Below are 23,852 nucleotides of genomic sequence, written 5' to 3'. Positions count from 1 at the left end.
GTTATCCCTTCACTGCGCCGGACGTCAAGCCCGCCACGATACGTCGTTGGAAGAAGAGCACGAAAATGATGATCGGGATCGTGATGACGACTGCTGCCGCCGCGATCGACCCCGTGGGCTCCTCGAACTGAGAGCTACCGGTGAACTGCGAGATGGCCGCCGGGACGGTGACCGAACGTTCCGTCGCCGTCAACGAGATGGCGAGCAGAAGGTCGTTCCAGGCGAAGATGAACACCAGAATGGCGGCGGTGACGATGCCGGGGGCGGCCAGCGGGGCGATGACCTTGCGGAACGCCTGTGCGGGCGTCGCGCCGTCCATCTTCGCTGCCTTTTCGAGCTCCCACGGAATCTCCCGGAAGAACGCCGACAGGGTGTAGATCGCCAACGGCAACGCGAAGGTGATGTACGGAATGATCAGTCCCGGCCAGGTGTCGAACAGTCCCAGCGAGCGGGAGATGTCGAACAGCGGTGTCACCAGCGAGATCTGGGGGAACATCGCGATGAGCAGTGCCGCGCCGACGAGTGCCTTCTTGCCCGGAAAGTCCAGGCGGGCAACGGCATACGCGGCCATCGTGCCGATCACCACGGCGATGACCGTGGTGATCAGTCCGATGCCGATGGAGTTCACCAGCGCCGAGGTGAACTGGTTCGTCTGGAAGATGCCCTTGTAGTTGTCCAGGGTGAACGACTGCGGAATGAACCTGCCGTCCGCGATGGTCGCCGTCGACTTGAACGAGAGGCTGATGATCCAGAGCAGCGGAACGAGTGCGTAGAGCAGGACGAGGACGTTGACGACCGTCCAACCGACCTTCTTGCGAGGCGTAACAGTGGTCATTACTTGCGGCCTCCGTCGTCGGATCCCGGTGCCGAGGCACCGAACAACTTGATGAACACGAACGCGATGATCGCGACGCAGAAGAAGATCAGGATGCTGATCGCCGACCCGAGTCCGAGGTTGAACGCACCGAACAGGTTGTTGTAACCCAGAATCGATACCGATCCGGTTTCGTTGCTGCCTCGGGTCAGGACGTAGATGTTGTCGAAGATGCGGAACGCGTCGAGGGTGCGGAAGAGCACCGCGACGAGGATCGCCGGCTTCATCAACGGGATGGTGATCCGCATCAGCCTGGTCCAGCCACCCGCTCCGTCCACCTCGGCGGCCTTGAGCAGATCGTCGGGTACCAGCGCCAGGCCTGCGAGCAGCAGCAGCGCCATGAACGGCGTCGTCTTCCACACCTCGGCCAACACGACGATCGCCAGTGACGGGAACTGCTCGGTGAGCGGAGCACTACCGTCGGGCAGCAGATTGGCGAGGTAGCCGGTGCCGGGGGTCCACGCGTAGTACCAGCTGTACGCGGCGGCGACGGTCACGATGCCGTACGGAATGAGCACCACGGTGCGCACCAGTCCACGGCCGAAGATGGTGCGGTGCATGACCAGAGCCACCGCCAGGCCGAGGATGAACTCGATGATCACCGAGATGATCGTGATGCCGGCCGTGACGCTGAAGGCCGTCCACCAGTAGCCGTCGGAGAGCACGGTCACGTAGTTGGAGATGCCGACGAATTCACGATCTTCGGGGAATGCGAGGTTGTACTTCTGCAGGCTGAGCCAGAACGCGTAGATGATCGGATATCCGGTCACCGCGATCATCAGCAGGGCGGCGGGTGCGATGAGCATCAGCCCCAGGCGACGTTCGGCCTTCTTGCCGTCGGAGACGTTCTTCAGCGCCGCCTGCTTGTCGACAGGCTGCGATGCGGGCTGTGACTCGGTGGTGGCGCTCATGGAATCAACCCTTCGGAATTGACGGCCTTGGTGACCAGATCAGCGAGCTTGTCCACGTCGGCAACCGGATCGATGTTCTGCGGCGGGTTGAGCGCATCGGTCAGCAGAATCGAGATGCTCTGGTAGGCAGGCGAAACGGGTCGGACGGCCGCCGACTCGATGGAACCGAGCACCCCTTCCCATGCGGGGTAGACGGCCTGGAACTCCGGATCGTCGTACAGGCGTGCAAGTACCGGCGGCACACCACCGTTGACGGCGTTGTTGCGCTGGTTCTCCTCGTTGGTGAGGCACTCGACGGCCTCCCAGGCGAGGTCCTCGTGCTGGGTGGTCTTCGCGACGCCGATGTTGAACCCACCGATGGTGACTTTGGCGGGCTCGCCCGGATTTACCTCCGGATACGGAGCGCTGCGGAAGACCTCGGCGATCCGCGCGTCCTGCTCTTCGGCAGGCACGTTCGACAGATCCAGGAACGAGACGGCACCGGCGACGGCGTTCTCCTTCAGACCGGGCAGCACGAACGGGTAGTTGACCTGGAAGGCCATCCGCCCCGCTTCCATCCCGAGCCGGGAGGTTCCCTCGTCGCTCTGCGAGACCGACGGGTCGCGGCCGTCGGCGGTGGCGACCCGCTTGATGATCTCGAGGGCCTTCTCGGTGGCGGCGCGGTGCTCGGGAGTGTCGTTGAGTGTCACCGTCGTTCCGTCTTCGCCGACGACCGATCCACCCGCGCTCTCGAGCAGCGAGTTGAACCAGACCATGAAGCCCTCGTACTGCTTGGCCTGGACGCCGATCTCCGCCGGCCTACCCGCGGCCGCATTGGCCTCGGCCACGTCGATCAACTGATCCCACGTCTGCGGCGGTACCCCGTCCGGCACCTCGTCCGGTCGGTACCAGAGCAGCTGGGTGTTGGAGTTGAGCGGAACCGCGTAGAGCTGGTCCTCCCATTCGGCTGTGGCGAGCGGACCCTCGAGGGTGGAGCCGTCGCGCAGCTTCTCGGACAGGTCGTCGGGCACGGGCAATGCCCATCCGGCTTCGGCGAATTCGGCCGTCCACACCACGTCGAGTGTCATCAGATCCAGCGTCCGGTCGTTGCCGGCGAGACGCCGCGCCAGCTGCAGACGCTGATCGTTCGCGCTCTTGGGCAGAGTTCGCTGCTCCACGCGGTAGCGGCCGTTCGAGGCGTCCGAACACACCTGTGCCGCAGCGGCGTACTGCTCTGCGCCGTCTGCGGCAGTGTAGAAACTCAGAACCGGAACCGAACTGTCGGACGAACCACACGCTGCGAGCAACGGACTCGTCACCAGAGCCGCTGCCGCCAACACCCCTATCCTCGTTGCTTTTCCACGCCTACGACCACGATGTCTCGGCACTTTCCGCCTCCGTACGTTCAGTTACTCGCGCAGCACACTGGGTGGGACTGCCGTGCACGAAAGAAACGTAACCGAACTCACTGGCATCGAGGGCGATTTGGGGCTATTCCGTTACCTGTCGGTTGCCTGGTCGTCCACCAGGTGTGATCAGATCGACAGTTTCGCGAGCAGGTCGCGTGCTTTCTCCGCGGTTCGGGGCTCACAGAGGACGTCGTATCGACCGGCGACCAACTGCATGCTCGACGCGAAATCTCGCTGACCCTTGGTGGCCGCGTACGGAATGGACGCCGAGATCAGGCCGAAGATGATGCCGCCGCCGACGCCGATGAGCAGTGCTCCGAAGATGTTCTCGCTGAAGATGCCGAGGACCAGGCCGAGGAAAACACCCAGCCATGCACCCGAAACGATGCCTCCACCAATCACTTTGGGCCACGTGAGGCGGCCGAGGACGCGCTCGACCTGCATCAGGTCGACGCCGACGATCGTGACGTCCTGCACCGAGAACTCCTCGTCGGACAGGTAGTCGACGGCGCGCTGCGCCTCGGCGTAGGTGGGGTAGGAACCGATCGGCCAACCGGACGGCGGCGTCGGCAGCCCCTGCCCTGGGCGGCCCGACTGCGAGAGGGGATTAGTCATGACTCCATTGTGCCCCGAAACGGACATCCGGCATACCCGTTGTAGCGGTTCACAGCAGGTTGACGGTCGCTCAGGACGTGGGCGGCACGAACGCGGTAGTCCGCATCATTCCTGCCGCTCGGCCCTTCGCCGAGACGACGAGCGCCATCTTGCGGCTCGCCTCGTCGATCATCTCGTCGCCCAACATCACTGCCCCGCGCCCGCCGCCCGCCGCGGACGTGTGGAACTCGTACGCGTCGAGAATCATCTCGGCCTTGTCGTAGTCGGCCTGACGCGGCGCGAAGATCTCGTTGGCGGCCTCGATCTGCGTCGGATGCAGTACCCACTTGCCGTCGAAACCGAGGCCTGCCGTGCGACCCGCTGCCCGGCGAAAAGCGTCGAGATCGCGAATCTGCAGATAGGGGCCGTCGATGGCCTGCAGACCGTGTGTTCGGGCAGCGAGCAGGATGGTCATCAGAATGTGGTGATAGGCGTCGCCCGTGTCGTATCCGACCGGCTGCTCGCCGACAACGAGAGTGCGCATGTTGACGCTCGCCATCAGATCCGCGGGACCGAACACCAGGGTTTGTACTCGCGGGCTCGCGGTCGCGATCTCGTCGATGTTGCGCAAACTGCGGGCGCTCTCGATCTGCGGTTCGATCCCGATGGCACCGACGTCGAGTCCGTGCTCTTTCTCGACCTGGGTGAGCAGCAGATCCAGCGCCTGCACGTGCGCCGCGCACTCCACCTTCGGCAGCAGGATGGCGTCGAGATTGCGTCCGGCACCCGACACGACGTCGATGACGTCGCCGTACGTCCACTGCGTCGTCCAGTCGTTGACGCGTACGACCTTGATCTGATCGCCCCAACCGTCGGAGTTCAGAGCGTCGACGATGCGCGCTCGGGCTGCCACTTTCGCCAGCGGCGCGACGGCGTCTTCGAGATCGAGAAAGACCGCGTCCGCGGGGAGCCCCTTGGCCTTGGCGATCATCTTGTCCGAACTGCCCGGAACGGCCAGCACCGACCGCCGCATGCCCGAAGCACTCACGAAAGCACAACCCCTGTCTGATTCACCCTCTGTATTGCTGAGCCTCTAACCTTGCCATCATGGCAGCACTGAGCAAGGTATTCGCGGCCAGGCTCGCCGGCCTGGGTGTCCTGGGCCCCGACGGAGAATCGATCGGACGGGTCCGCGACGTGGTGATCTCGATGCGCGTCGGTAGAGCCCAACCGAGAGTCCTCGGCCTGGTGGTCGAATTGGCAACTCGGCGAAGAATTTTCGTGCCGATGCTCAGAGTCACCAGCATCGAACCGAACTCGGTCCAGCTCACGACCGGGAACGTCAGTCTGCGTCGATTCACTCAGCGCGCGAACGAGATTCTCGTGTTCGCGCAGATCCTCGACTCCAAGGTGCGCGTCGACGACCCCGAGCTCGACGAGCTGCACGACGTCGATTCCGTCGTCGTCGACCTCGGCATCGAACTCACCCGAACTCGCGACTGGGTGGTCGCGCGGGTGGCGGTCCGCAAGCAACGGCAACGGCTCGCACGACGCGGCGCCATCCACGTGGTCGACTGGCAGCACGTGCAGGGACTCACGCAGAACGAACTCTCGCTGCCCGATCAGGGTGTGGCACAGCTGCTCATGCAGTTCGAGGGCCTGCGCGCGGCCGATGTCGCGAACGCGATGCGCGAGCTGCCGGCCAAGCGCCGCATGGAGGTGGCGATGGCGCTGGACGACGAGCGACTCGCCGACGTCGTCCAGGAATTGCCCGACGACGATCAGGTCGAACTGATGCACTACCTCGGCGTCGACCGCGGAGCCGACGTGCTCGAGGCGATGGACCCAGACGATGCCGCCGACCTCCTCGGTGAGCTGCCCGAGACCGAAGCGGAATCGCTTCTGCGACTGATGGATCCGGAGGACTCGGCACCTGTCCGCCGTCTGCTCGAGCACTCCCCCGACACCGCAGGCGGTCTGATGACCCCCGAACCCGTCGTACTCACCGCATCGACGACGGTGGCCGAGGCGCTCGCCCGGGTGCGCAACCCCGACCTGACGCCTGCGCTGGCCTCGCTCGTGTTCGTGGTGCGGCCACCGACCGCCACCCCCACCGGCCCGTATCTCGGCTGCGTGCATCTGCAGCAATTACTGCGAGAACCCCCGGCGAGTCTGGTCGGCGGGGTGGTGGACAGCGCGCTGCCGCGGTTGTCCCCCGAGGACAGCCTCACCGCCGTGACGCGATATTTCGCGACGTACAACCTCGTCTGCGGCCCGGTGGTCGACGACGAGGACCACCTGGTCGGGGCCGTGACCGTGGACGACGTCCTCGATCACCTGCTGCCCGAGGACTGGCGAGATCAGGAAGTGGCCGGACAGTGAAAGAAACAGCACGCCAGAGAATGGACACTCCGCGCGGGTCGCGGATGTTCAACGTCAATGTCGACTTCGACCTCGGCAAGTCGGGCGAGAAGGCCGCGAGATTCCTCGGTACCGGCCGCTACCTGGCAATCCAGACGGGCATCGTGATCGTCTGGATCTTCCTCAACGTCGTGGCGGTCAACCTCAGGTGGGACCCGTACCCCTTCATCCTGCTCAATCTCGCGTTCTCGACCCAGGCCGCGTACGCCGCGCCGTTGATTCTGCTCGCCCAGAATCGGCAGGACGACCGAGACCGCGTCTCCCTCGAAGAGGACCGTTCGCGCGCCCAACAGACCAAGGCCGACACCGAGTTCCTCGCCCGCGAACTCGCAGCCCTGCGCATCGCCGTCGGAGAGGTCGCCACCCGCGATTACCTGCGCCGCGAACTGGACGAGGTCAAGGCACTGCTCGAGCAGGCAACGGGACAGCCCGCCAACGCACCCAAGAAGGCACGCAAGAAAGCGGCCGCCAGGGTGCAGGACGAAGTGGGGATGCCGGACACGTCGGACCCCGATGCGCGATAGATCTGCTCTGTAACAGCCCGATAACGGAACAGTCTCGAATCAGGTACCCTCGATCCCGGTCATCAGGTCGGGCCCCGGTTGTCACCCGGGGAAATCAGGAGGTACAGCACGCGTGGGTCGTCACAGAAAAGCATCGACTTCCAAGGTCCGACGGAACTCGGTGATTGCTCTGGCAGGTCTCGTCCCCGCAGGACTCGTCACCGCCGCCACCAGCGCCGGAGCCACGGAGTACATCCCGTTCGTCAGCGCGAAGACGTCCCCTGCCGCGCAGGAATCGAACTCCGTCGTCGAGACACCGCAGCCGATCGCCCAGGATCAGCAGGCGCAGCCGGTGGCCCAGGCCGAGCTTCCAGTGCCCGCCGAGGTCCCCGCACCCGCTCCGGTACCCGAGATCCCGCCCACACCCGAGCTGCCCACCAACCTCGCCGTCAGCCCCATCGCGATTCCGGTCGTCAACGTCTCGGCGTACAAGAACGCCGAGCGCATCCTGGCTCAGCAGCAGCCCGGCTGCGGTATCAGCTGGACCGTCATCGCGGGCATCGGCCGCGTCGAATCCACCCACGCCAACAACGGCAAGGTCGACGACTCGGGCGAGCTGCACGAGCCCATCCTCGGGCCGCGCCTGAACGGCACCCTCGCCGGCAATCAAGTGATTCGTGACACCGACGGCGGCGCGCTCGACGGCGACACCGAATACGACCGCGCAGTCGGACCGATGCAGTTCCTGCCCTCGACGTGGAACCTCTATCACGCCGACGGCAACGGCGACGGAGTCTCCGACCCCCAGAACCTGTTCGACGCAGCCCTGGCCACCGGCATGTACCTGTGCGACGACGCTACGAACATGCGCGACCTGGGATCGACCACCAAGGCGATCCTGCGGTACAACAACTCGATGGCCTACGTGGCGAACGTGCTCGCGTGGTCGGCCGGATACGCCACCGGCATCGTCCCGAGCTCGGACCAGTTGCCGCGCATTCACTAGATCGCGCTGCCCGCTGTCCATCGAGAGTTGGCCCACCGCCTAGCATGAGGCAATGGCTGTACTGACCGAATCCGACGTTCGGACCGCGCTCGCGAAGGTGATCGACCCCGAGATCCGCAAACCCATCACCGATCTGGGGATGGTCAAGAGCATCGACATCTCCGACGACGGAGCAGTCGGCGTCGGCATCTACCTCACCACCTCCGGTTGCCCGATGAAGACCGAGATCAGCGACCGCGTCAAGAACGCAGTCGCCGACGTCGAAGGCGTCGGCACCGTATCGGTCGAACTCGACGTGATGAACGACGAGCAACGCACCGAACTACGCAAGTCACTGCGCGGCGATTCCGCGGAGCCGATCATTCCCTTCGCGCAACCCGGATCCCTGACGCGCGTGTACGCGGTGGCGTCGGGCAAGGGCGGCGTCGGTAAATCCAGCGTGACGGTCAATCTCGCCGCATCGCTGACCGCTCGCGGGCTGTCCGTCGGCGTGCTCGACGCCGACATCTACGGCCACTCAGTGCCCCGGATGCTCGGCAACGACGCGAAGCCGACGCAGGTCGAGAAGATGATCATGCCGCCGCAGGCCCACGGGGTGAAGTTCATCTCGATCGCCCAGTTCACGCAGGGCAACACCCCTGTCGTGTGGCGCGGACCGATGCTGCACCGTGCCCTGCAGCAGTTCCTCGCCGACGTCTTCTGGGGCGACCTGGACGTGCTGCTGCTCGACCTCCCGCCCGGCACCGGCGACGTGGCGATCTCCGTCGCTCAGCTCATCCCCAGTGCCGAGATCCTCGTGGTCACCACACCACAGCAGGCCGCGGCAGAGGTGGCCGAGCGCGCGGGCGCGATCGCACTGCAGACCCGCCAGCGCGTCGCCGGCGTCGTGGAGAACATGTCGTGGCTCGAGCTCCCCGACGGCACCCGCATGGACATCTTCGGGTCCGGTGGCGGACAGGACGTATCGGATCGACTGACCAAGGCCGTGGGTGCAAGCGTTCCTCTGCTGGGTCAGATCCCCCTCGACACCGCCGTCCGCGAGGGCGGGGACGCCGGCACTCCGATCGTGCTGAGCAACCCGGAATCGCCCGCAGCCCAGGCACTGGAGGCCGTGGCTGCGAAACTCGCCGTGCGCGAGCGCGGTCTGGTCGGAATGTCACTCGGCATCGACTCGGCCCGCAAGCTCTAGACAGGCTGCGGCACCCGCTTCCTCCTGCCCCGTCAATGGACCCTTGCAGCGCTCAGACGCATGTAGTGGTTCATTGACGCAGCAACCTGGTCTGCGTCGATGAACCACTGCACCGCTCACACGTGTGCAGTGGTCCATTGACGAGAACAAGCGGCGGAGTGCCGGCGGGACGAAACCTGGCTACGTGGCGTCCGCGTCGATCGGCGGGGTGTCGCCTGCGGACAGCTTCGGCTCGTTCTTGCTCATCGACACGGTGCCACCGGACATATTGCCGGAGGAGACGCCGTTCTGAGGCTTCGGGCCGCCCGAGCTCTTCGGCTTGGCGTCGAAGGGCTTGCCCTTGAAGGTGTCCTCGAGTGGGTTCTTGAAGACCGAGTCGTCTCCGTCGAGCAGGTGTTTGGTGATCACTGCCCGAGGGGTCATGCCCCGAAGTTGGTTGAGATCCGCGAGCGGTTTGCGGAGGTCCTCGAAGTCGGTGCCGAGCTCGTCCTTGAGCTGCTGGCTCGCGCCGTTGGCGTAGTCCTTGACCTGGCGGATCGACTTGGACACCCAGCTGATGGCGCCGGGGAGGCGATCGGGGCCGAGGATGACGAGAGCTGCTACGAGGAGAATGACGAGCTCTCCCCAACCGATGTTGCCGAACACGCCTGCCAGCCTACGTCGTCAATCCGAAACCGGCGTGACGGAGAGGTCCACCAGCCGTCCCGACCGAACGAGTTGCACCGGAACCTGCTCCCCGATCGTGGTGGCCTGCACGGCGACGACCAGTTCGTCGGCGTCGCCCACTGCTCGGTCGCCGACCCTGGTGATGACATCTCCCTCGACGATTCCGGCCTGCTGGGCAGGACCGCCCGAGCGGACGTTCGCTACTTCCGCGCCGGCCGAGGTGTCGTTGATGACCGAGCGGGCATTGATTCCGATGTCGGGGTGCCGCATGACGCCGTCCCGGATCAGTGACTGCGTCACCTCGAACACCTCGTCGACCGGAATGGCGAAGCCGAGGCCGACCGATCCGCCGCTCTCGCTCCGGATGGCCGAGTTGATGCCGATCACGCGGCCCTCGAAGTCGATGAGCGGACCGCCGGAGTTGCCGGGGTTGATGGCGGCGTCGGTCTGCACGGCATCGATGACGGCGTCGGTGTCGGTGCCTTCACCCGACAGGGCGACGGGCCGATCGAGCGCGCTCACGATGCCGGAGGTGACGGTCTTGTTCAGTCCCAGCGGTGAGCCGACGGCGATCACGTCCTGCCCGACGCGAACGTCGGCGGAACGACCGAGCTCGGCGACGGTGAGGTTGCCGACATCGGTCTTGAGGACGGCGAGGTCGGTCTTGGTGTCGCGGCCGACGATGTCGGCGGGCACCTTGGTGCCGTCGGAGAACGTCACTTCGAGTGTCGAATTCTCCGGGTCGGATGCGGCCAGTGAGATCACGTGATTGTTCGTCACGATGTAGCCGGCACCGTCGATGACGACGCCCGAGCCGGTGCCACCGGTTTCGCCGAGCGTCACCTGGATCGAGACGACGGACGGCAGGACGGCGTCGGCGACCTTGCTGATCTGCCCGCGCGGAATGTCGTCGCCGCTGGACTGGGTCAGGGTCACTTTCTGGCTGGTCAACGCGCCGGTCACCTCGGCTGTGAGGCGACCGAACAACCCGCCGACCAATCCGATGACGAGTGCGAGGACTCCGAGTAGGACGAGAGCCCGGACGGACACCGACCGCCCGAACAGCACGTCGCGCACACCGAGTTTGGTGCCTGGCGGCAGTACGGGAGGGGGCGGAGTGTCGAGTGCCGCGCTGCCGAGGGACACCCGAGAGGTTGGGTCGCGCCACGGATCGGCCGGAGCCGACGGGGCGGTGTCGCTCTCGTCCTGGGCGTTGGGGTCGCGCTGCAGCGATTCCTGGGCATCGTCCGGGCGTCCGAACGCCTCGGCAAGGATGGGATCGGGTGGACGCACCGATACGCGCGAGGGAAGTTCCTCGCCGGGCCTACGAGGCGAGAACGAACCGTTCACATCGTCGGGACGTCCGAACACCGAAGCCGACACCGGATCGACGGAAGGTCGATACACCGGACGAGGTGGCAACCGCGGACCTTCCGGCCCCGCCGAGCCGATGCCGTCGGGCTCGATCTCCGATGGGTCGGTCCCTGCGGTCTCGGTGCTGGTCGAATTCGATGTCACGCGTCCGGTTACCCCTCGCATACGTCGGTGTGAGAGTTCAGTATCACTCGAGCGGTCGGCGCGGCTCGATGCAGGTGAGAAGTCGTCGAGCAGTTCTCGATGCGATCAACGTCGGCGACGGCGGACATCGGCGACGGCGGACATGAAGGTTCGTTTGGTGTGGGACGGCCGATCCTCGCCCGCGCAGGACGGTATCTGGCTGAGCAGGCCGAGCAGAGAGTGTGGCATCGACATCTCCCCTGCTCCCCGCAGTGCCTTGCGTGCCTGCTGCTGGGCCTCGACCTCGGCGGCGCACTCGGGGCATTCGGACAGATGGTCGGCAGCACGGAGGTACGCGGGCATTCGCAATTCGCCATCGACGTACGCCGCGACGGCTTCACTGGCCAGATGTTCGGTGGAGCTGAATTGCTTCGGCTTGCGCGCCTGCGTCATCCAACCCTCCTCGTAGCTAGTGGACACTTGCGTGACCGGAGTCGACCTTCCCGTGCACTCGAAGGTACTCGCGTAGCGCCTGGCGTCCACGGTGAATGCGACTGCGAACCGTTCCGAGCTTGACGCCCAGTGTCGCACCGATCTCCTCGTACGACAGTCCTTCGATGTCGCACAGCACGATTGCGGCGCGGAACTCCGGTGCCAGCGAATCGAGCGCGGACTGCAGATCGGGGTCGAGGCGCGCGTCGTGATAGATCTGCTCGGGGTTGGGTCGATCGGAGGGGACGCGGTCGTAGTCCTCGGGGAGCGCTTCCATACGGATGCGGCTGCGTCGCCGAACCATGTCCAGGAACAGGTTGGTGGTGATGCGGTGCAGCCACCCCTCGAAGGTGCCCGGCTGGTAGTTCGACAGGGAGCGGAACACGCGAATGAAGGTGTCCTGTGTCAGGTCCTCGGCATCCTGGGCGTTTCCGGACAGGCGGTAGGCCAGTCGGTAGACGCGGTCGCCGTGTTCGCGAACCAGTTCGTCCCAGGACGGCATGGTGGAGTCCTCGCCGGTCGCATCGAACACTGCGGTGCCGCTGAGATCGTCGGGTGCGGGTACGGACTCGGGTAGACGCGCGGTGTCGCGATCGCCGTTGATCTTGTAAATAGTTGGATCCTCCTGCTCAGGACTGCGTACGTCCTTCTGATTCAACCGACGACTACCCTCGGATGTTCCAGCTCACACTTCGCAATCGAGATGGACCTTCGATTCCTTCACAGCCTGACGGACCCGCGTGTGGGTCCGGTATGAATCAGCTGAGGCGCACCTGAGAATGTGTGCGTGAGAATGTGCCCTGGGCACGATAGCCTCGGGGCGTGCCGACCAACGCCGAGAAGATGCTCGCCTACGCCGAAGACTCCGCTCAGGAGGATGAGGTTCTGATCGCAGCCAGAGAGCGTGCCGTCGACCTGGGTGCCGCCCCGGTACCGCCGTCGGTCGGAGCGATTCTGTCCATCTTCACTCAGATGCTCGGCGCGAAGACGGTCGTCGAAATCGGTACCGGCGCAGGGATCAGCGGTCTGTGGTTGCTCGACGGGATGCGCGCGGACGGTGTCCTCACCACCATCGACACCGAACCGGAGCACCAGCGTGCGGCCCGAGAAGCGTTCCGCGCGGGGGGAATTGCGCCCTCGCGTACCAGGCTGATCAACGGCTGGGCACTGGACGTGCTCCCCCGGTTGGCCGACGACACCTACGACTTGGTGTTCATCGATGCCAGTCCGGCCGACCACCCGCACTTCGTCGCCGAGAGCGTTCGACTTCTGCGCCCCGGCGGAGTTCTGGTGCTGCACAACGCGTTACTGGGTGGACGTGTCGCCGACCCGACTCAGCGCGACGCGACCGCAGTTGCCGTGCGATCGGCCGCCCGGGCCATCGCCGAGGACGAGCGTCTGACGACGGTGCTGCTGCCGCTGGGTGACGGGTTGATCTGCGCGTCGAGGGCTTGAGCGGCTGCGCCGCATGTGAGTGGTAACTCGTAGCCTGCTACGAATTACCGCTCACATGCCGCAGGCTCTAGATCCAGACGCCCTTGCCGACGGAGACGACTCCCCCGGCGCTGACGTTGAAGCGCTCGCGATCGCGCTCGTGGTCCACCCCGATGATCTCGCCGTCGCCCACGACGACGTTCTTGTCCAGGATCGCGTGCCGCACGACGGCACCCTTACCGATCTTGACGCCGGGCATCAGGACACTGCCTTCGACCGTCGCGCCACTGTCGATCATGACGTTGGAGCTGAGCACCGAGTTGCGGACTGTGGCGGCGGACAGGATGCATCCGGCACCGACGACCGACTCCTGCGCCAAGCCGCCCTGGACGAACTTGGCGGGCGGCAGGTTCTCGGCCGATCCGCGGATGGGCCAGCGGCGGTTGTAGAGGTTGAAGATGGGGTGCACCGACACGAGGTCCATGTGGGCGTCGTAGAAGGCGTCGATGGTGCCCACGTCTCGCCAGTAGCCGCGATCGCGTTCGGTGGCACCGGGAACGACGTTGTCGTTGAAGTCGTACACCGAGGCGACGCCCGCTTCGACGAGTGCCGGAATGATGTCGCCGCCCATGTCGTGGTCGGAGTCGACGTTCTCGGAGTCGGCCTTGATGGCGTCCACGAGCACCTTGGTGGTGAAGACGTAGTTGCCCATCGAGGCGTAGGTGACGTCGGGGTCGTCGGGGGTGCCGGGCGGTTGAGCCGGCTTCTCCAGGAACTGGGTGATCTTGCCGTTCTCGTCCGAGTCGATGCACCCGAAGGCGAATGCCTCGCTGCGCGGAACCCGGATACCGGCAACGGTGACGCCTGCACCGGAGTCGATGTGCTGCTGCACCATCTGCTCCGGGTCCATCCGATAGATGTGGTCGGCACCGAACACCATGATGTATTCGGGGTCCTCGTCGTAGACCAGGTTCAGTGACTGGAAGATGGCGTCGGCGCTGCCGGTGTACCACCGGGGCCCGAGACGCTGCTGAGCCGGAACCGGAGTGATGTACTCCCCGGCGAACCCGGACAGCCGCCACGTCTGCGAGATGTGGCGGTCCAGTGAGTGGGACTTGTACTGGGTGAGCACGCAGAGCCGGAGGTAACCGGCGTTGACGAGATTGCTCAGTACGAAGTCGATGAGTCGGTAGGCGCCCCCGAAGGGAACGGCTGGCTTGGCTCGGTCCGCGGTCATCGGGTAAAGGCGCTTACCCTCACCGCCGGCAAGCACAATCCCTAGTACGTGCGGTTGTGTCCTCACCCACTCAACCTATCCGCACCGAGAGAACCTTGCTAGCAGTACACGCACAACTGCTGGGGAATGTAGGTTCGTTCACGTGCGCGTAGCAATGATGACCAAGGAATATCCCCCGGAGATCTACGGTGGCGCAGGAGTTCATGTCACGGAGTTGACCGCACAGCTGAAATCGCTGTGCGACGTGGACATCCACTGTATGGGCGCGCCGCGCGACACCGCGCAGGTGCACGACCCCGATCCCGCACTCGCCGGAGCGAACGCCGCGTTGACGACGCTGTCGGCGGAGCTGCGGATGGCGAACGCCGCCGCCGGAGCGGACGTGGTGCACTCGCACACCTGGTACACCGGCTTTGCAGGTCACCTCGCCGCCGAGCTGTACGACGTTCCGCACATCCTCACCGCACACTCACTCGAACCACGTCGGCCGTGGAAGGCCGAGCAACTCGGCGGCGGCTACCGCATTTCGTCGTGGTCGGAGCGCAACGCCGTGGAATACGCCGACGCCGTCATCGCCGTCAGCGAGGGCATGGCCAAAGACGTGCTCGACGCCTATCCGCGGCTCGATCCGAGCCGGGTTCATGTGGTGCGCAACGGAATCGACACGCAGCGGTGGTTCGCCGACCACGGCACCGCAACTCTGGACGAGATCGGCGTCGATCGAGACAAGCCGATCGTCGCGTTCGTCGGGCGCATCACCCGGCAGAAGGGCGTGGGCCACCTGATCGCTGCGGCGCACCACTTCGATCCGTCGATTCAGCTCGTCCTGTGTGCAGGCGCACCCGATACCCCGGAGATCGCCGCGGAAACCGAGCGGGCCGTGGCCCAGCTGGCCGAGCAGCGCAGCGGCGTGTTCTGGGTCAAGGACATGCTGCCCACCGACAAGATTCGCGAGATACTCACCGCAGCAGCCGTCTTCGTCTGCCCCTCGGTGTACGAGCCGCTCGGCATCGTCAACCTCGAGGCGATGGCCTGCGAAACTGCTGTGGTGGCCTCGGATGTCGGCGGCATCCCCGAGGTCGTCGACGAGGGCCGCACCGGACGCCTGGTGCACTACAACTCCTACGAACCCGATGCCTTCGAGCGGAACCTGGCGGACACCGTCAACGAGGTCGCCCTCGATCCCGCGCTCGCGGCAGCGATGGGCAAGGCGGGCCGCGAGCGGGCCGTCGCCGAGTTCTCCTGGGCGTCGATCGCGAAGCAGACTCTCGCCGTCTACAACGACGCTCTCGCGCGCCGCGGCTGATCGGGACGACTCAGCGCTTCGTCTTGCGATAGCTCGATACCGTCACCGACGCGGTGACCTCGGTGGTGCCCGGTAACTGCGTCAGCGCCGCAGACCGCGCCTCGGGGTCACCGTGACGCGCCGACGGGCCCATGCCGATCAGAGCCTCGATATCGTTGTGCGAGAGCATCATCGAGTATTCCAGCGGAGATTCCGTCACCGGCTCGAACAGACCGGACAGCGATTCGCTCAGGCGGCGGGGCTTGTCCTCGTCGACGCCGATGAGTCCCAATGGCCCCCGCAGCTCACGTTGATGCCGCGTCGTGGGCGTGACGACCACCAACACGCCGTCGTCGACGAGGACCCGATTCAGTTCACCGGCGTTGCGCGGAGCGAACACGCACGTCACCGCGGACAGAGCGCCCGACCGCACCGGAAGTCCGCTCCAGATGTCTGCGACCACGGACCCCAGCCGCGGATGGGACCGTGCGGCGCGCCTTGCCGCGAACTTCGACACGTCGACGCCGATCCCCCGGGCCTCGGGGTGGTCGTCGAGAACAGCCGCGAGGTAGTGACCGGTTCCGACCCCGACGTCGAGCACCACCTCACTGTTCGGCGGGACTCCCGCCGAGACCGCAGCGGCGATCGGGTCGAAATGTTCCCCTTCAAGGAACACGTCGCGCGCGGCGATCATCTCGGCCGAGTCGCCGGTGAACTTGCCGCCGTCACCGGTCAACAGACTGACGTAGCCCTGCCGAGCAACATCGAAGGAATGCCCTCGATCGCACCACAGCGTCCGATCGGTATCGCCTACGCCGAGCCCTGAGTCGAGCTCACGTGCACGGCACTGCGGACACAGCAGCACGTCCACGACGTCGGTCAGCATCGGACACCTCCTTCGCCACGACTCTGCCGGATGCCACAGTCGTGAACACAACACAAAGCCCCGCTTGCCGGTACGGCGAGCGGGGCTGAGCGATGATCGATCGACAGAGCGATCAGCCGGTGACACCCTTCAATTCGTCACCGAGTGCCGCGGCCTCGTCGGGGGTCAATTCGACGACCAACCGGCCGCCCCCCTCGAGCGGGACACGCATGACGATTCCTCGTCCCTCTTTGGTTGCTTCGAGGGGACCGTCCCCGGTCCGGGGCTTCATCGCCGCCATCCTCTGCTCCCTCCAGATCTGCGCCCACCAGCTCGGCGCCTAGGCCAAAAAGATAAATTCGTCGCGGGGCGACGGGTGTTGTCTCCTATTCTTCCCTATCGCCGTCGATACCGGGAACCGGAGTCGGTATTGACGACCTGCACCCAGCACCTCGACAGGTGATCGTCGACCATTCCGGTGGCCTGCATCAAGGCGTAGGCAGTTGTCGGACCGACGAACCGCAGGCCCCGCCGCTTGAGCTCCTTGGCCAGAGCAGTGGACTCCGGAGTAGAGGCGGGCACAGCGGAGAACTCGGTCAGGCGCGTCGACCTGGGTTCGGGAGCGAAGGACCAGAGCAGGGTGTCGAGGTCGGTGTCGTCGAAATCGATGATGGCGCGCGCGTTGCTCACCGCGGCGTCGATCTTGAGCCGATTGCGCACGATGGACGCGTCGTTCATCAACCGTTCGACGTCGGCGTCGCCGAATCGGGCCACCAGCTCCGGATCGAAACCGGCGAATGCGGTGCGGAAACTATCGCGCTTGCGCAGGATCGTGATCCACGACAGACCCGACTGGAACGCTTCGAGACACAGGCGCTCGTACAGCTCGTTGCGCCCGTGGAGCGGCTGCCCCCACTCGGTGTCGTGATAGTCCCGGTACAGGTCGTCGTCGGTGGCACCCCAGGGGCAGCGCAGTCGGCCGTCCGGTCCGGCGACAGCGCTCATCGCTCGTCGGGCTCGGCCGGGGCAGGGGCCAACGTCTCCTGCGCCTGCTGCGCTGCGGACAGCCGCGAACGGAGCATGTCGATCTCGCCGCCGAGTCGCTCCAGCGCCCAGTCGACCTCGCTGGGCTTGTAGCCCCGCAGGCTCTGCTGAAACTTTAGCGCGTGCACGTCGGCACCGGTGACGCCTTCCGCCGGCAGAACGGTCGCGGTGGTTCCCTCGGGCAGCGGGCCCAGTTCCTCACCGCGACCGAACACCGCCGACGCCACGAAGAACAGTGCAGCGGCGACGACGGCAATGACGACGACGTAGATCAGCAGCGTCAACATGCCACGATCTTGTCACGACCGCCCGACACGCTATTTCAGCGAGTTCATCGCCGGTCGGTCCAGCAACGACACCTCGGTCGAGAACGGCTCGAACGAGTCACCGTCGACCCGGAACTGCATCAGACCGGCACCGGAATCGACCATCCCACACCGATTGAGCATCGTCCCGACGATCTGTCTGCTCATCGCCCCGAGTTCGACCAGTGGGCGGTTGCGGTGCTTGCGCACGCCCAGGTTCACCTGGCCGATCGCCCGCAGCCCGAGCCTGTCGTAGGTATCGAGCAACAGCCCGATCTCCACTCCGTATCCGGGCGCGAACGGCACCGCGGACAGCAGCTCACGCGTACCGGCGTACTCGCCGCCGAGGGGCTGAATGACCCCGGTCAGCTCGGGCCGCAGGGCAGCGAGCAGCGGCCTCGCCACGAGCTCGGTGACACGTCCACCACCGTTGGCGTCCTCGGTTCCACTGGTCCGCAACGGACGGCGGTAGTAGCCCTTGACGAGGTGGATGCCGTCGCCCATCAACAGGGGGCCGAGCAACTTGGGTACGAACGCCGGATCGGGGTTGATCAGGTCGGAGTCGACGAACGCGATGAGATCACCGGTCGACGCGGCGACCGATCGCCACAGCACCTCGCCCTTGCCCGGTACCGGGTCCACCCCGGGTACTGCCTCTTCTCGGCTGATCACACGTGCACCGGCCGCAGTCGCGCGCACAGCCGTCTCGTCGGTGGAACCGGAGTCCAACACGATCAGCTCGTCGACCAGGCCACCGAGCAGCGGGTGGATCGTGTCGATGACGGCGGCGACCGTCTGTTCCTCGTTGAGTGCCGGGAGTACCACCGACACCGTTCGGCCCGCTTTGGCGGCCTCGAGTTCGGCAATGGTCCATTCGGGGGTGTCCCAGCTGTTGGTCTCGGACCACGCCCTGGTGACGTCCGTTCGATCTGCGAGTGTCATGCCAGACCCCTGACCGTCCGCGCCGGGGTTCTCAGACCCTGGATCGCTGCCACCATGTCGACGACTCTTCTGGTCGACGCAACTTCGTGCACCCGGAACATTCGGGCTCCGCCTGCTGCGGCCAATGCTGTCGCTGCCAATGTTCCCTCCAACCGGTCGGCGAGCTCTACACCTAGAGTCTCGCCTACGAAGTCCTTGTTGCTCAGCGCCATGAGCACAGGCCACCCGGTGTTTACAAGATCGTCCACGCGACGCAACAACTCGAGCCCGTGATAGGTGTTTTTCCCGAAATCGTGCGTCGGATCGATGAGAATCGAATCCTTTTTCACCCCCTCCGCGACGGCGTTCTCCGCGGCGGCGGTGACTTCGGCGATCACGTCGGCCACCACATCGGCGTACCGAACCCGATGCGGGCGAGTACGAGGCACCGCCCCGCCGGTGTGCGAGCAGACGATGCCGACTCCTTCGGCGGCGGCGACGCGCACCAGCTCGGGGTCGGCCCCGGCCCACGTGTCGTTGATCAGATCCGCACCGACGCCACAAGCCAGTCGGGCGACCTCGCTGCGCCAGGTGTCCACACTGATCAGCAGCTCCGGATACGCGTCCCGGATGGCCTCGACGAACGGGACGACACGGCGGATCTCCTCCTCGGCATCGACGATGTCGCCGGGGCCGGCCTTCACACCACCGATGTCGATCATGTCGGCACCCTCTGCGACAGCCCGGTGCACCGACGCCATCGCGGCGTCGTCGCTGAAATTCGCACCCCCGTCGTAGAACGAATCGGGGGTGCGATTGACGATGGCCATGACCAATGCGCGATCGTCGGCGACCGGTTTGCCGCAGAGAGTGCTCATGAAATCAATAGTGGCACGTGCGCATCTTTCGAGTGCTCAGCCCTTGGGGGCCTTGCCTGCTGCGACCTCGGCGACGTAGCCGTCGTACGCCTTCTCGTAGCCACCGGACTTGCCGCGCAACACGTACAGGTCGCTGTCGCTGTCTTCCTCGTAGCCGAGCTTGCGCAGGGCCACCTTCTGGCTCTTGAACGTCGACGTCTGCTCGAGACTGTCGACGACCCGGACGAAGAGCGGCACCGCGTACGTCGGGAGTTTGTCGTAGAGGTGCTCGGCCATCGTCTTGCCGTCGAAGGTCTCGCCCTCGCGCAGCGTCACCGCAGCCATGCCTGCCTTGCCGTCGGTTCCCTCGATGTCGACGCCGTACACGACGGCACCGTCGACCGAGGAATGTCCGCCGAGGGCTCCCTCGACCTGCGTGGTCGCGACGTTCTCGCCCTTCCAGCGGAAGGTGTCACCCAGGCGATCGACGAACGCGACGTGCATGAAGCCCTGCTTGCGGACCAGGTCGCCGGTGTCGAACCACGCGTCGCCCTCCTTGAAGCCGTCGCGCACCATCTTCTTCTCGGTGGCCTTGTCGTCGGAGTAGCCGTCGAACGGTGCCCGGTCGGTGATCTTGGACAGCAGCAGTCCGACCTCGCCGTTGCCGACCTTGCGGAGCTTGCCGTCCTGGCCGCGCTTGGCCTTGCCGGATTCTTCGTCGTACTGGACGACGGCATACGGCAGCGGGCAGATGCCTGCGGTCTTCTTCATGTTCAGGGCGTTGATGAACGCGATGTTGCATTCGCTGGCACCGTAGAACTCGGCGACGCGGGAGATGCCGAATCGCTCGGTGAACTCTTCCCAGATCTCCGGGCGCAGTCCGTTACCGACGATCAGCTTCACCGAGTTGTCCCGGTCGGAGGGCTTCTCCGGCTGGGTCAGCAGGTAGCGGCACAGCTCACCGATGTAGGTGAACGCGGTGGCCTTGTTGACGCGGACGTCGTCCCAGAAGTTGCTCACCGAGAACTGCCTGCCGATGGCCATGGTCGCGCCGCCCGCGAGCACCGAGGACAGCGTCACCGTCAGCGCGTTGTTGTGGTAGAGCGGAAGGCAGCAGTAGATGACGTCGTTGCTGCGAAGCCGCACACCCATGTTGCCCAGACCGGACATCGACTTGAGCCAGCGGAAGTGGCTCATCAGGCTGGCCTTCGGCATGCCGGTGGTACCCGAGGTGAAGATGTAGAACGCCTTCTCCTTGGCCTGGATCTCCGCGGTGACCTTCGGGTTGGCCGTCGACGCCGTCGCCGCGAGCTCGGCCAGCTTCTTCAGCGGCAGTACTGCTCCGACCTTGGGTTCTCCGTCGAGCGAATCCAGGGCTTCCTGTGCGTTCTCGTCCAGCACGAGGACCCTCGCCTCGAGAATGCCGAGGCTGTGCTCGAGTACGTCACCGCGCTGGTTGTAGTTCAGCATTCCTGCGGTGGCGCCGAGCTTGACGGCAGCGAGCGCGGCAAACAGCGCCTCCGGCCGGTTCTTGCTGAGGATGCCGACGACGTCGCCGCGCTTCACCCCGTGGTCCGCGAACACCGCGGCGTACTGGTTGACGAGCTCGTTCGCGTCCCGGTAGGTGATCGACTCGCCCTCGAACCGCACGAACGGACGGTCACTGTTCTTCGCGGCGGCGTCCTGGAAGATCTGACCGATCGACGCTTTGTGGTCGGGCTTGCGGGTGAATCCCGCCAGGCCCTTGAGCAGACTAGGCACCTCCGTCACCATTTTCGGCAACGCGACCGCGAGGTCGGTCACTCCAATTTTCTGACGGGCATCGACAGCCATGAACTCCCCTTTGAAGACGATGTGAGATTTCTTACCCTACTTGAGAGTAACAACTTTGAGCATCTCACTCGGTGGCCGCGCTTGGTGACCTGTCACAACGTTGCGCAGGCATTCAGAGCTGCATCGACAGTCGTCGTTCTGACCAGGGCATCGAGGGCGCGTTGTTGCACGAATCCGGTCTCTCGCAAACCTTCTATCCACTGCATCATGCCGTCGAAATGTCCGAATGGGTCGAGCATCACCATCGGCTTGCTGTGCATACCCAGGTAGCCCGCAGTCCACGTCTCGAACAGCTCCTCCAACGTCCCGATCCCACCCGGCAAGGTGATGAACGCGTCGGCGCGGTCCTCCATGATCTTCTTCCGCTCACGCATGGTGTCGGTGACGATCAGCTCGTCGGCGTCGACATCGGCCACCTCGCGGTGCACGAGCGCTTTCGGAATCACGCCGACCGTGTTGCCGCCCGCTGCTCGCGTCGCCGCCGCGACCGCGCCCATCATCGAGACGTTGCCGCCGCCCGAGACGAGCTGCCAGCCTCGGCGGCCGATCTCGGTGCCAACCTCACCGGCCAGGTCGATGAACGAGGCGTCGACGGGACCCGACGCGCAGTAGACGCAGACACTGAGCAAGCGTTCGGTCGTGCCGCGATCGCTCACCGCTGGGCCTCGCGGACGATCCGGACAGCTTCGTCGACGCTGTCGGTGCAGTGGATCAGTTCGAGGTCCTTCTCGGACACCTTGCCTTCTTTCACGAGAGTCGTCTTGATCCAATCGAGCAGTCCCGACCAGAAGTCTTTGCCCAGCAACACGATCGGGAACCTGGTGACCTTGGCCGTCTGCACCAACGTCAGGGCCTCGAAGAGTTCGTCGAGAGTACCGAAGCCGCCGGGAAGGCACACGAACGCCTGGGAGTACTTCACGAACATGGTCTTGCGCACGAAGAAGTAGCGAAAATTGACGCCCAGATCGACCCACTCGTTGAGGCCCTGCTCGAACGGCAGCTCGATCCCGAGTCCGATCGAGTACCCGTCGGCCTCGCTCGCACCTCGGTTGGCCCCTTCCATCACTCCGGGCCCGCCACCGGTGATGACGGCGAAGCCCTCCTTCGCGAGAGCGGCTCCGAGTTGCCTGGCTCGGGCGTACTCGGGATGGTCGACGGGGGTGCGCGCCGAACCGAATACGGTCACAGCCTTCGGGACCTCGGCCAGGGCACCGAATCCCTCGACGAATTCGCTTTGGATACGCAGCACTCGCCAGGTGTCGGAGTGAATCCAATTCCCTGGTCCCCGCTCGTCGAGCAGGCGTTGATCCGAGGTGGAGGTCTCGGTGTTCCGGCCACGCCGAAGTACGACGGATCCCTTGTGCTTGGCCGATTTCTCGCTGCTGTGGCCCTCGGAACTACCTGGGCCCTGGTCGCTGTTCATGGCGTTCAGGCTATCCGGCAGTGAGGTAGCTCCGGAGAACCTGTGTGACGTGGGTGATCTGCTCGACCGGGACGCGTTCGTCGCGCTTATGGGCGAGATTGGGGTCGCCGGGTCCATAGTTGACCGCCGGGATCCCGAGCGCCGAGAACCGGGAGACGTCCGTCCAGCCGTACTTGGCTCGGAACTGTCCGCCCGCGGCCTCGATGAGAGCGGCCGCCGCAGGGCGGTTCAAACCGGGAAGCGCTCCGGGCGACGAGTCGGTGACCTCGAATCCGAGATCCAGTCCCTCGACTACCTCTCGAACGTGTTCGACGGCTTCGTCGACGTTGCGATCGGGCGCGAAGCGGAAGTTGACGTCGAGTTCGGCCGCGTCGGGAACGACGTTGCCCGCGACCCCACCGGAGATCCGGACCGCTTGCAGCCCTTCCCGATACACGCAGCCGTCGATGTCGACGGTGCGTGCGCGATATGCGGCGAGCCGGTTCAGGACGGCACCGAATTTGTGAATTGCATTGTCGCCCAACCAGGACCGAGCGCTGTGGGCCCGCGTTCCCGACGCGGTCAGCCGAACCCGCAGCGTCCCTTGGCAACCGGCCTCGATGAATCCGCCGGACGGTTCACCGAGGATCGCGACGTCGGCAGCGAGCCATTCGGGAAGTTCGCGTTCGATGCGGCCCAGTCCGTTGCGGGCGGCCGCGATCTCCTCGCAGTCGTAGAACACCAGAGTCAGATCGTGAGCCGGGTTGTCGATCGTGGCGGCGAGGTGCAGGAACACCGCGTCACCCGACTTCATGTCGACGGTTCCGCACCCGTGCAGAATGTCGCCCTCGGCGCTGTCGTGCTCGCGCCTCGACGGCACGTTGTCTGCAATGGGAACCGTGTCGAGATGCCCGGCGAGCATCACTCTCGACGCGAGTCCGCGATTGGTTCGGGCCAGCACTGCGTTGCCGCTACGGATGATCTCGAAGCCCGTGGTCTGCTCACGGAGTGCCTGCTCCACCTCGTCTGCGATGCGCGATTCGTCCTCACTGACACTGGGGATGTCCACCAGTGCCGCGGTGAGGTCTATCGGGTCGGCATGCAGTTCGAGCGTCACGGGAGAAAACT

Annotated in this window: 26 protein-coding genes; 6 read left to right on the top strand and 20 right to left on the bottom strand. The window is 65.2% G+C overall.

Features of this window, described 5'->3' with window-relative positions; genetic code table 11:
- Position 1: 1 nt before the first annotated feature.
- From AB0366_RS18215 to AB0366_RS18195, 5 genes are all read right to left on the bottom strand, one after another.
- Positions 2-835 (bottom strand): carbohydrate ABC transporter permease, encoded by an 834-nt coding sequence (locus AB0366_RS18215; RefSeq protein ID WP_121873250.1) that lies wholly within the window; start codon positions 833-835, stop codon positions 2-4.
- On the bottom strand, positions 835-1,785 hold the full coding sequence (locus AB0366_RS18210; RefSeq protein WP_121873251.1) for a sugar ABC transporter permease: 951 nt from the start codon (positions 1,783-1,785) through the stop codon (positions 835-837). Before AB0366_RS18210 ends, AB0366_RS18215 begins: the two co-directional genes overlap by 1 nt.
- Positions 1,782-3,104, bottom strand: a complete 1,323-nt coding sequence (locus AB0366_RS18205) for an extracellular solute-binding protein (RefSeq protein ID WP_366245103.1) — start codon at positions 3,102-3,104, stop codon at positions 1,782-1,784. Before AB0366_RS18205 ends, AB0366_RS18210 begins: the two co-directional genes overlap by 4 nt.
- A gap of 195 nt (positions 3,105-3,299) precedes the next feature.
- Entirely contained in the window at positions 3,300-3,788 is a 489-nt protein-coding gene (locus AB0366_RS18200) for a general stress protein (protein WP_008714301.1), read from the bottom strand.
- Positions 3,789-3,858: 70 nt separating this feature from the next.
- Positions 3,859-4,800, bottom strand: a complete 942-nt coding sequence (locus AB0366_RS18195; RefSeq protein ID WP_366245201.1) for a CoA ester lyase — start codon at positions 4,798-4,800, stop codon at positions 3,859-3,861.
- Positions 4,801-4,874: 74 nt separating this feature from the next.
- Here AB0366_RS18195 and AB0366_RS18190 point away from each other — a divergent pair, with 74 nt between their 5' ends.
- The 4 genes from AB0366_RS18190 (at position 4,875) to AB0366_RS18175 (ending at position 8,886) form a co-directional block, all read left to right on the top strand.
- Complete coding sequence (locus tag AB0366_RS18190) at positions 4,875-6,149, top strand: CBS domain-containing protein (RefSeq protein ID WP_121873254.1); 1,275 nt, start codon at positions 4,875-4,877, stop codon at positions 6,147-6,149.
- A 20-nt stretch (positions 6,150-6,169) separates the two neighbouring features.
- Complete coding sequence (locus AB0366_RS18185; RefSeq protein WP_366245200.1) at positions 6,170-6,712, top strand: DUF1003 domain-containing protein; 543 nt, start codon at positions 6,170-6,172, stop codon at positions 6,710-6,712.
- 112 nt (positions 6,713-6,824) lie between these two features.
- A complete protein-coding gene (locus AB0366_RS18180; protein ID WP_183130511.1) occupies positions 6,825-7,697 on the top strand; it encodes a murein transglycosylase in 873 nt (290 codons plus the stop codon).
- A 52-nt stretch (positions 7,698-7,749) separates the two neighbouring features.
- Positions 7,750-8,886, top strand: coding sequence for an Mrp/NBP35 family ATP-binding protein (locus AB0366_RS18175; protein WP_366245102.1), 1,137 nt, complete (start codon positions 7,750-7,752; stop codon positions 8,884-8,886).
- Positions 8,887-9,066: 180 nt separating this feature from the next.
- On the opposite strand, the gene tatB is transcribed toward AB0366_RS18175, so the two are convergent.
- The 4 genes from tatB to sigE form a co-directional block, all read right to left on the bottom strand.
- The gene (gene tatB, locus AB0366_RS18170) at positions 9,067-9,531 is read right to left on the bottom strand and encodes a Sec-independent protein translocase protein TatB (protein WP_366245101.1); all 465 of its coding nucleotides are present in this window, start codon (positions 9,529-9,531) and stop codon (positions 9,067-9,069) included.
- Positions 9,532-9,549: 18 nt separating this feature from the next.
- Entirely contained in the window at positions 9,550-11,019 is a 1,470-nt protein-coding gene (locus AB0366_RS18165; RefSeq protein WP_366245199.1) for a trypsin-like peptidase domain-containing protein, read from the bottom strand.
- A gap of 156 nt (positions 11,020-11,175) precedes the next feature.
- Positions 11,176-11,502 (bottom strand): anti-sigma factor, encoded by a 327-nt coding sequence (locus AB0366_RS18160; RefSeq protein ID WP_068053118.1) that lies wholly within the window; start codon positions 11,500-11,502, stop codon positions 11,176-11,178.
- Positions 11,503-11,518: 16 nt separating this feature from the next.
- Entirely contained in the window at positions 11,519-12,145 is a 627-nt protein-coding gene (gene sigE, locus AB0366_RS18155) for an RNA polymerase sigma factor SigE (RefSeq protein WP_052047749.1), read from the bottom strand.
- Positions 12,146-12,384: 239 nt separating this feature from the next.
- Here sigE and AB0366_RS18150 point away from each other — a divergent pair, with 239 nt between their 5' ends.
- Positions 12,385-12,996, top strand: coding sequence for an O-methyltransferase (locus AB0366_RS18150; RefSeq protein WP_032365496.1), 612 nt, complete (start codon positions 12,385-12,387; stop codon positions 12,994-12,996).
- Between the two features lie 67 nt (positions 12,997-13,063).
- On the opposite strand, the gene glgC is transcribed toward AB0366_RS18150, so the two are convergent.
- Positions 13,064-14,278: a glucose-1-phosphate adenylyltransferase gene (glgC, locus tag AB0366_RS18145; RefSeq protein WP_037191552.1), complete on the bottom strand. Its 1,215-nt coding sequence runs from the start codon at positions 14,276-14,278 to the stop codon at positions 13,064-13,066.
- Between the two features lie 76 nt (positions 14,279-14,354).
- Between glgC and glgA the strand changes: the two genes are divergently transcribed.
- The gene (gene glgA / locus AB0366_RS18140; RefSeq protein WP_366245100.1) at positions 14,355-15,518 is read left to right on the top strand and encodes a glycogen synthase; all 1,164 of its coding nucleotides are present in this window, start codon (positions 14,355-14,357) and stop codon (positions 15,516-15,518) included.
- Positions 15,519-15,528: 10 nt separating this feature from the next.
- Here the strand turns inward: glgA and AB0366_RS18135 are convergent, their stop codons facing one another.
- The 10 genes from AB0366_RS18135 to dapE form a co-directional block, all read right to left on the bottom strand.
- On the bottom strand, positions 15,529-16,383 hold the full coding sequence (locus AB0366_RS18135; protein ID WP_366245099.1) for a methyltransferase domain-containing protein: 855 nt from the start codon (positions 16,381-16,383) through the stop codon (positions 15,529-15,531).
- Between the two features lie 112 nt (positions 16,384-16,495).
- Complete coding sequence (locus AB0366_RS18130) at positions 16,496-16,663, bottom strand: DUF3117 domain-containing protein (protein ID WP_008714277.1); 168 nt, start codon at positions 16,661-16,663, stop codon at positions 16,496-16,498.
- A gap of 95 nt (positions 16,664-16,758) precedes the next feature.
- Entirely contained in the window at positions 16,759-17,367 is a 609-nt protein-coding gene (locus tag AB0366_RS18125) for a DNA-3-methyladenine glycosylase I (protein WP_366245098.1), read from the bottom strand.
- Positions 17,364-17,693, bottom strand: a complete 330-nt coding sequence (locus AB0366_RS18120) for a DivIVA domain-containing protein (RefSeq protein WP_121873263.1) — start codon at positions 17,691-17,693, stop codon at positions 17,364-17,366. Before AB0366_RS18120 ends, AB0366_RS18125 begins: the two co-directional genes overlap by 4 nt.
- Positions 17,694-17,723: 30 nt before the next feature.
- A complete protein-coding gene (locus AB0366_RS18115; RefSeq protein WP_032394090.1) occupies positions 17,724-18,653 on the bottom strand; it encodes a glucosyl-3-phosphoglycerate synthase in 930 nt (309 codons plus the stop codon).
- Positions 18,650-19,510 (bottom strand): dihydropteroate synthase, encoded by an 861-nt coding sequence (gene folP / locus AB0366_RS18110; protein WP_037191539.1) that lies wholly within the window; start codon positions 19,508-19,510, stop codon positions 18,650-18,652. Before folP ends, AB0366_RS18115 begins: the two co-directional genes overlap by 4 nt.
- Positions 19,511-19,546: 36 nt before the next feature.
- Positions 19,547-21,322 (bottom strand): long-chain-acyl-CoA synthetase, encoded by a 1,776-nt coding sequence (locus AB0366_RS18105; RefSeq protein ID WP_366245097.1) that lies wholly within the window; start codon positions 21,320-21,322, stop codon positions 19,547-19,549.
- A 92-nt stretch (positions 21,323-21,414) separates the two neighbouring features.
- Positions 21,415-21,978 carry a TIGR00730 family Rossman fold protein gene (locus tag AB0366_RS18100; RefSeq protein WP_183130512.1) on the bottom strand — a complete coding sequence of 188 codons (564 nt, stop codon included), beginning with the start codon at positions 21,976-21,978 and terminating at the stop codon, positions 21,415-21,417.
- Entirely contained in the window at positions 21,975-22,745 is a 771-nt protein-coding gene (locus AB0366_RS18095; protein ID WP_366245096.1) for a TIGR00730 family Rossman fold protein, read from the bottom strand. Before AB0366_RS18095 ends, AB0366_RS18100 begins: the two co-directional genes overlap by 4 nt.
- 10 nt (positions 22,746-22,755) lie before the next feature.
- Complete coding sequence (gene dapE / locus AB0366_RS18090) at positions 22,756-23,841, bottom strand: succinyl-diaminopimelate desuccinylase (RefSeq protein ID WP_366245095.1); 1,086 nt, start codon at positions 23,839-23,841, stop codon at positions 22,756-22,758.
- Between the last annotated feature and the right edge of the window lie 11 nt (positions 23,842-23,852).

Origin of the sequence: Rhodococcus sp. NPDC076796, assembly GCF_040702765.1 — a bacterium.
In the GTDB taxonomy this organism is placed as follows: domain Bacteria; phylum Actinomycetota; class Actinomycetes; order Mycobacteriales; family Mycobacteriaceae; genus Rhodococcoides.
The sequence above is the reverse complement of the archived record's forward strand: the minus strand, read 5'-3'. Positions and strand labels throughout refer to the sequence as shown.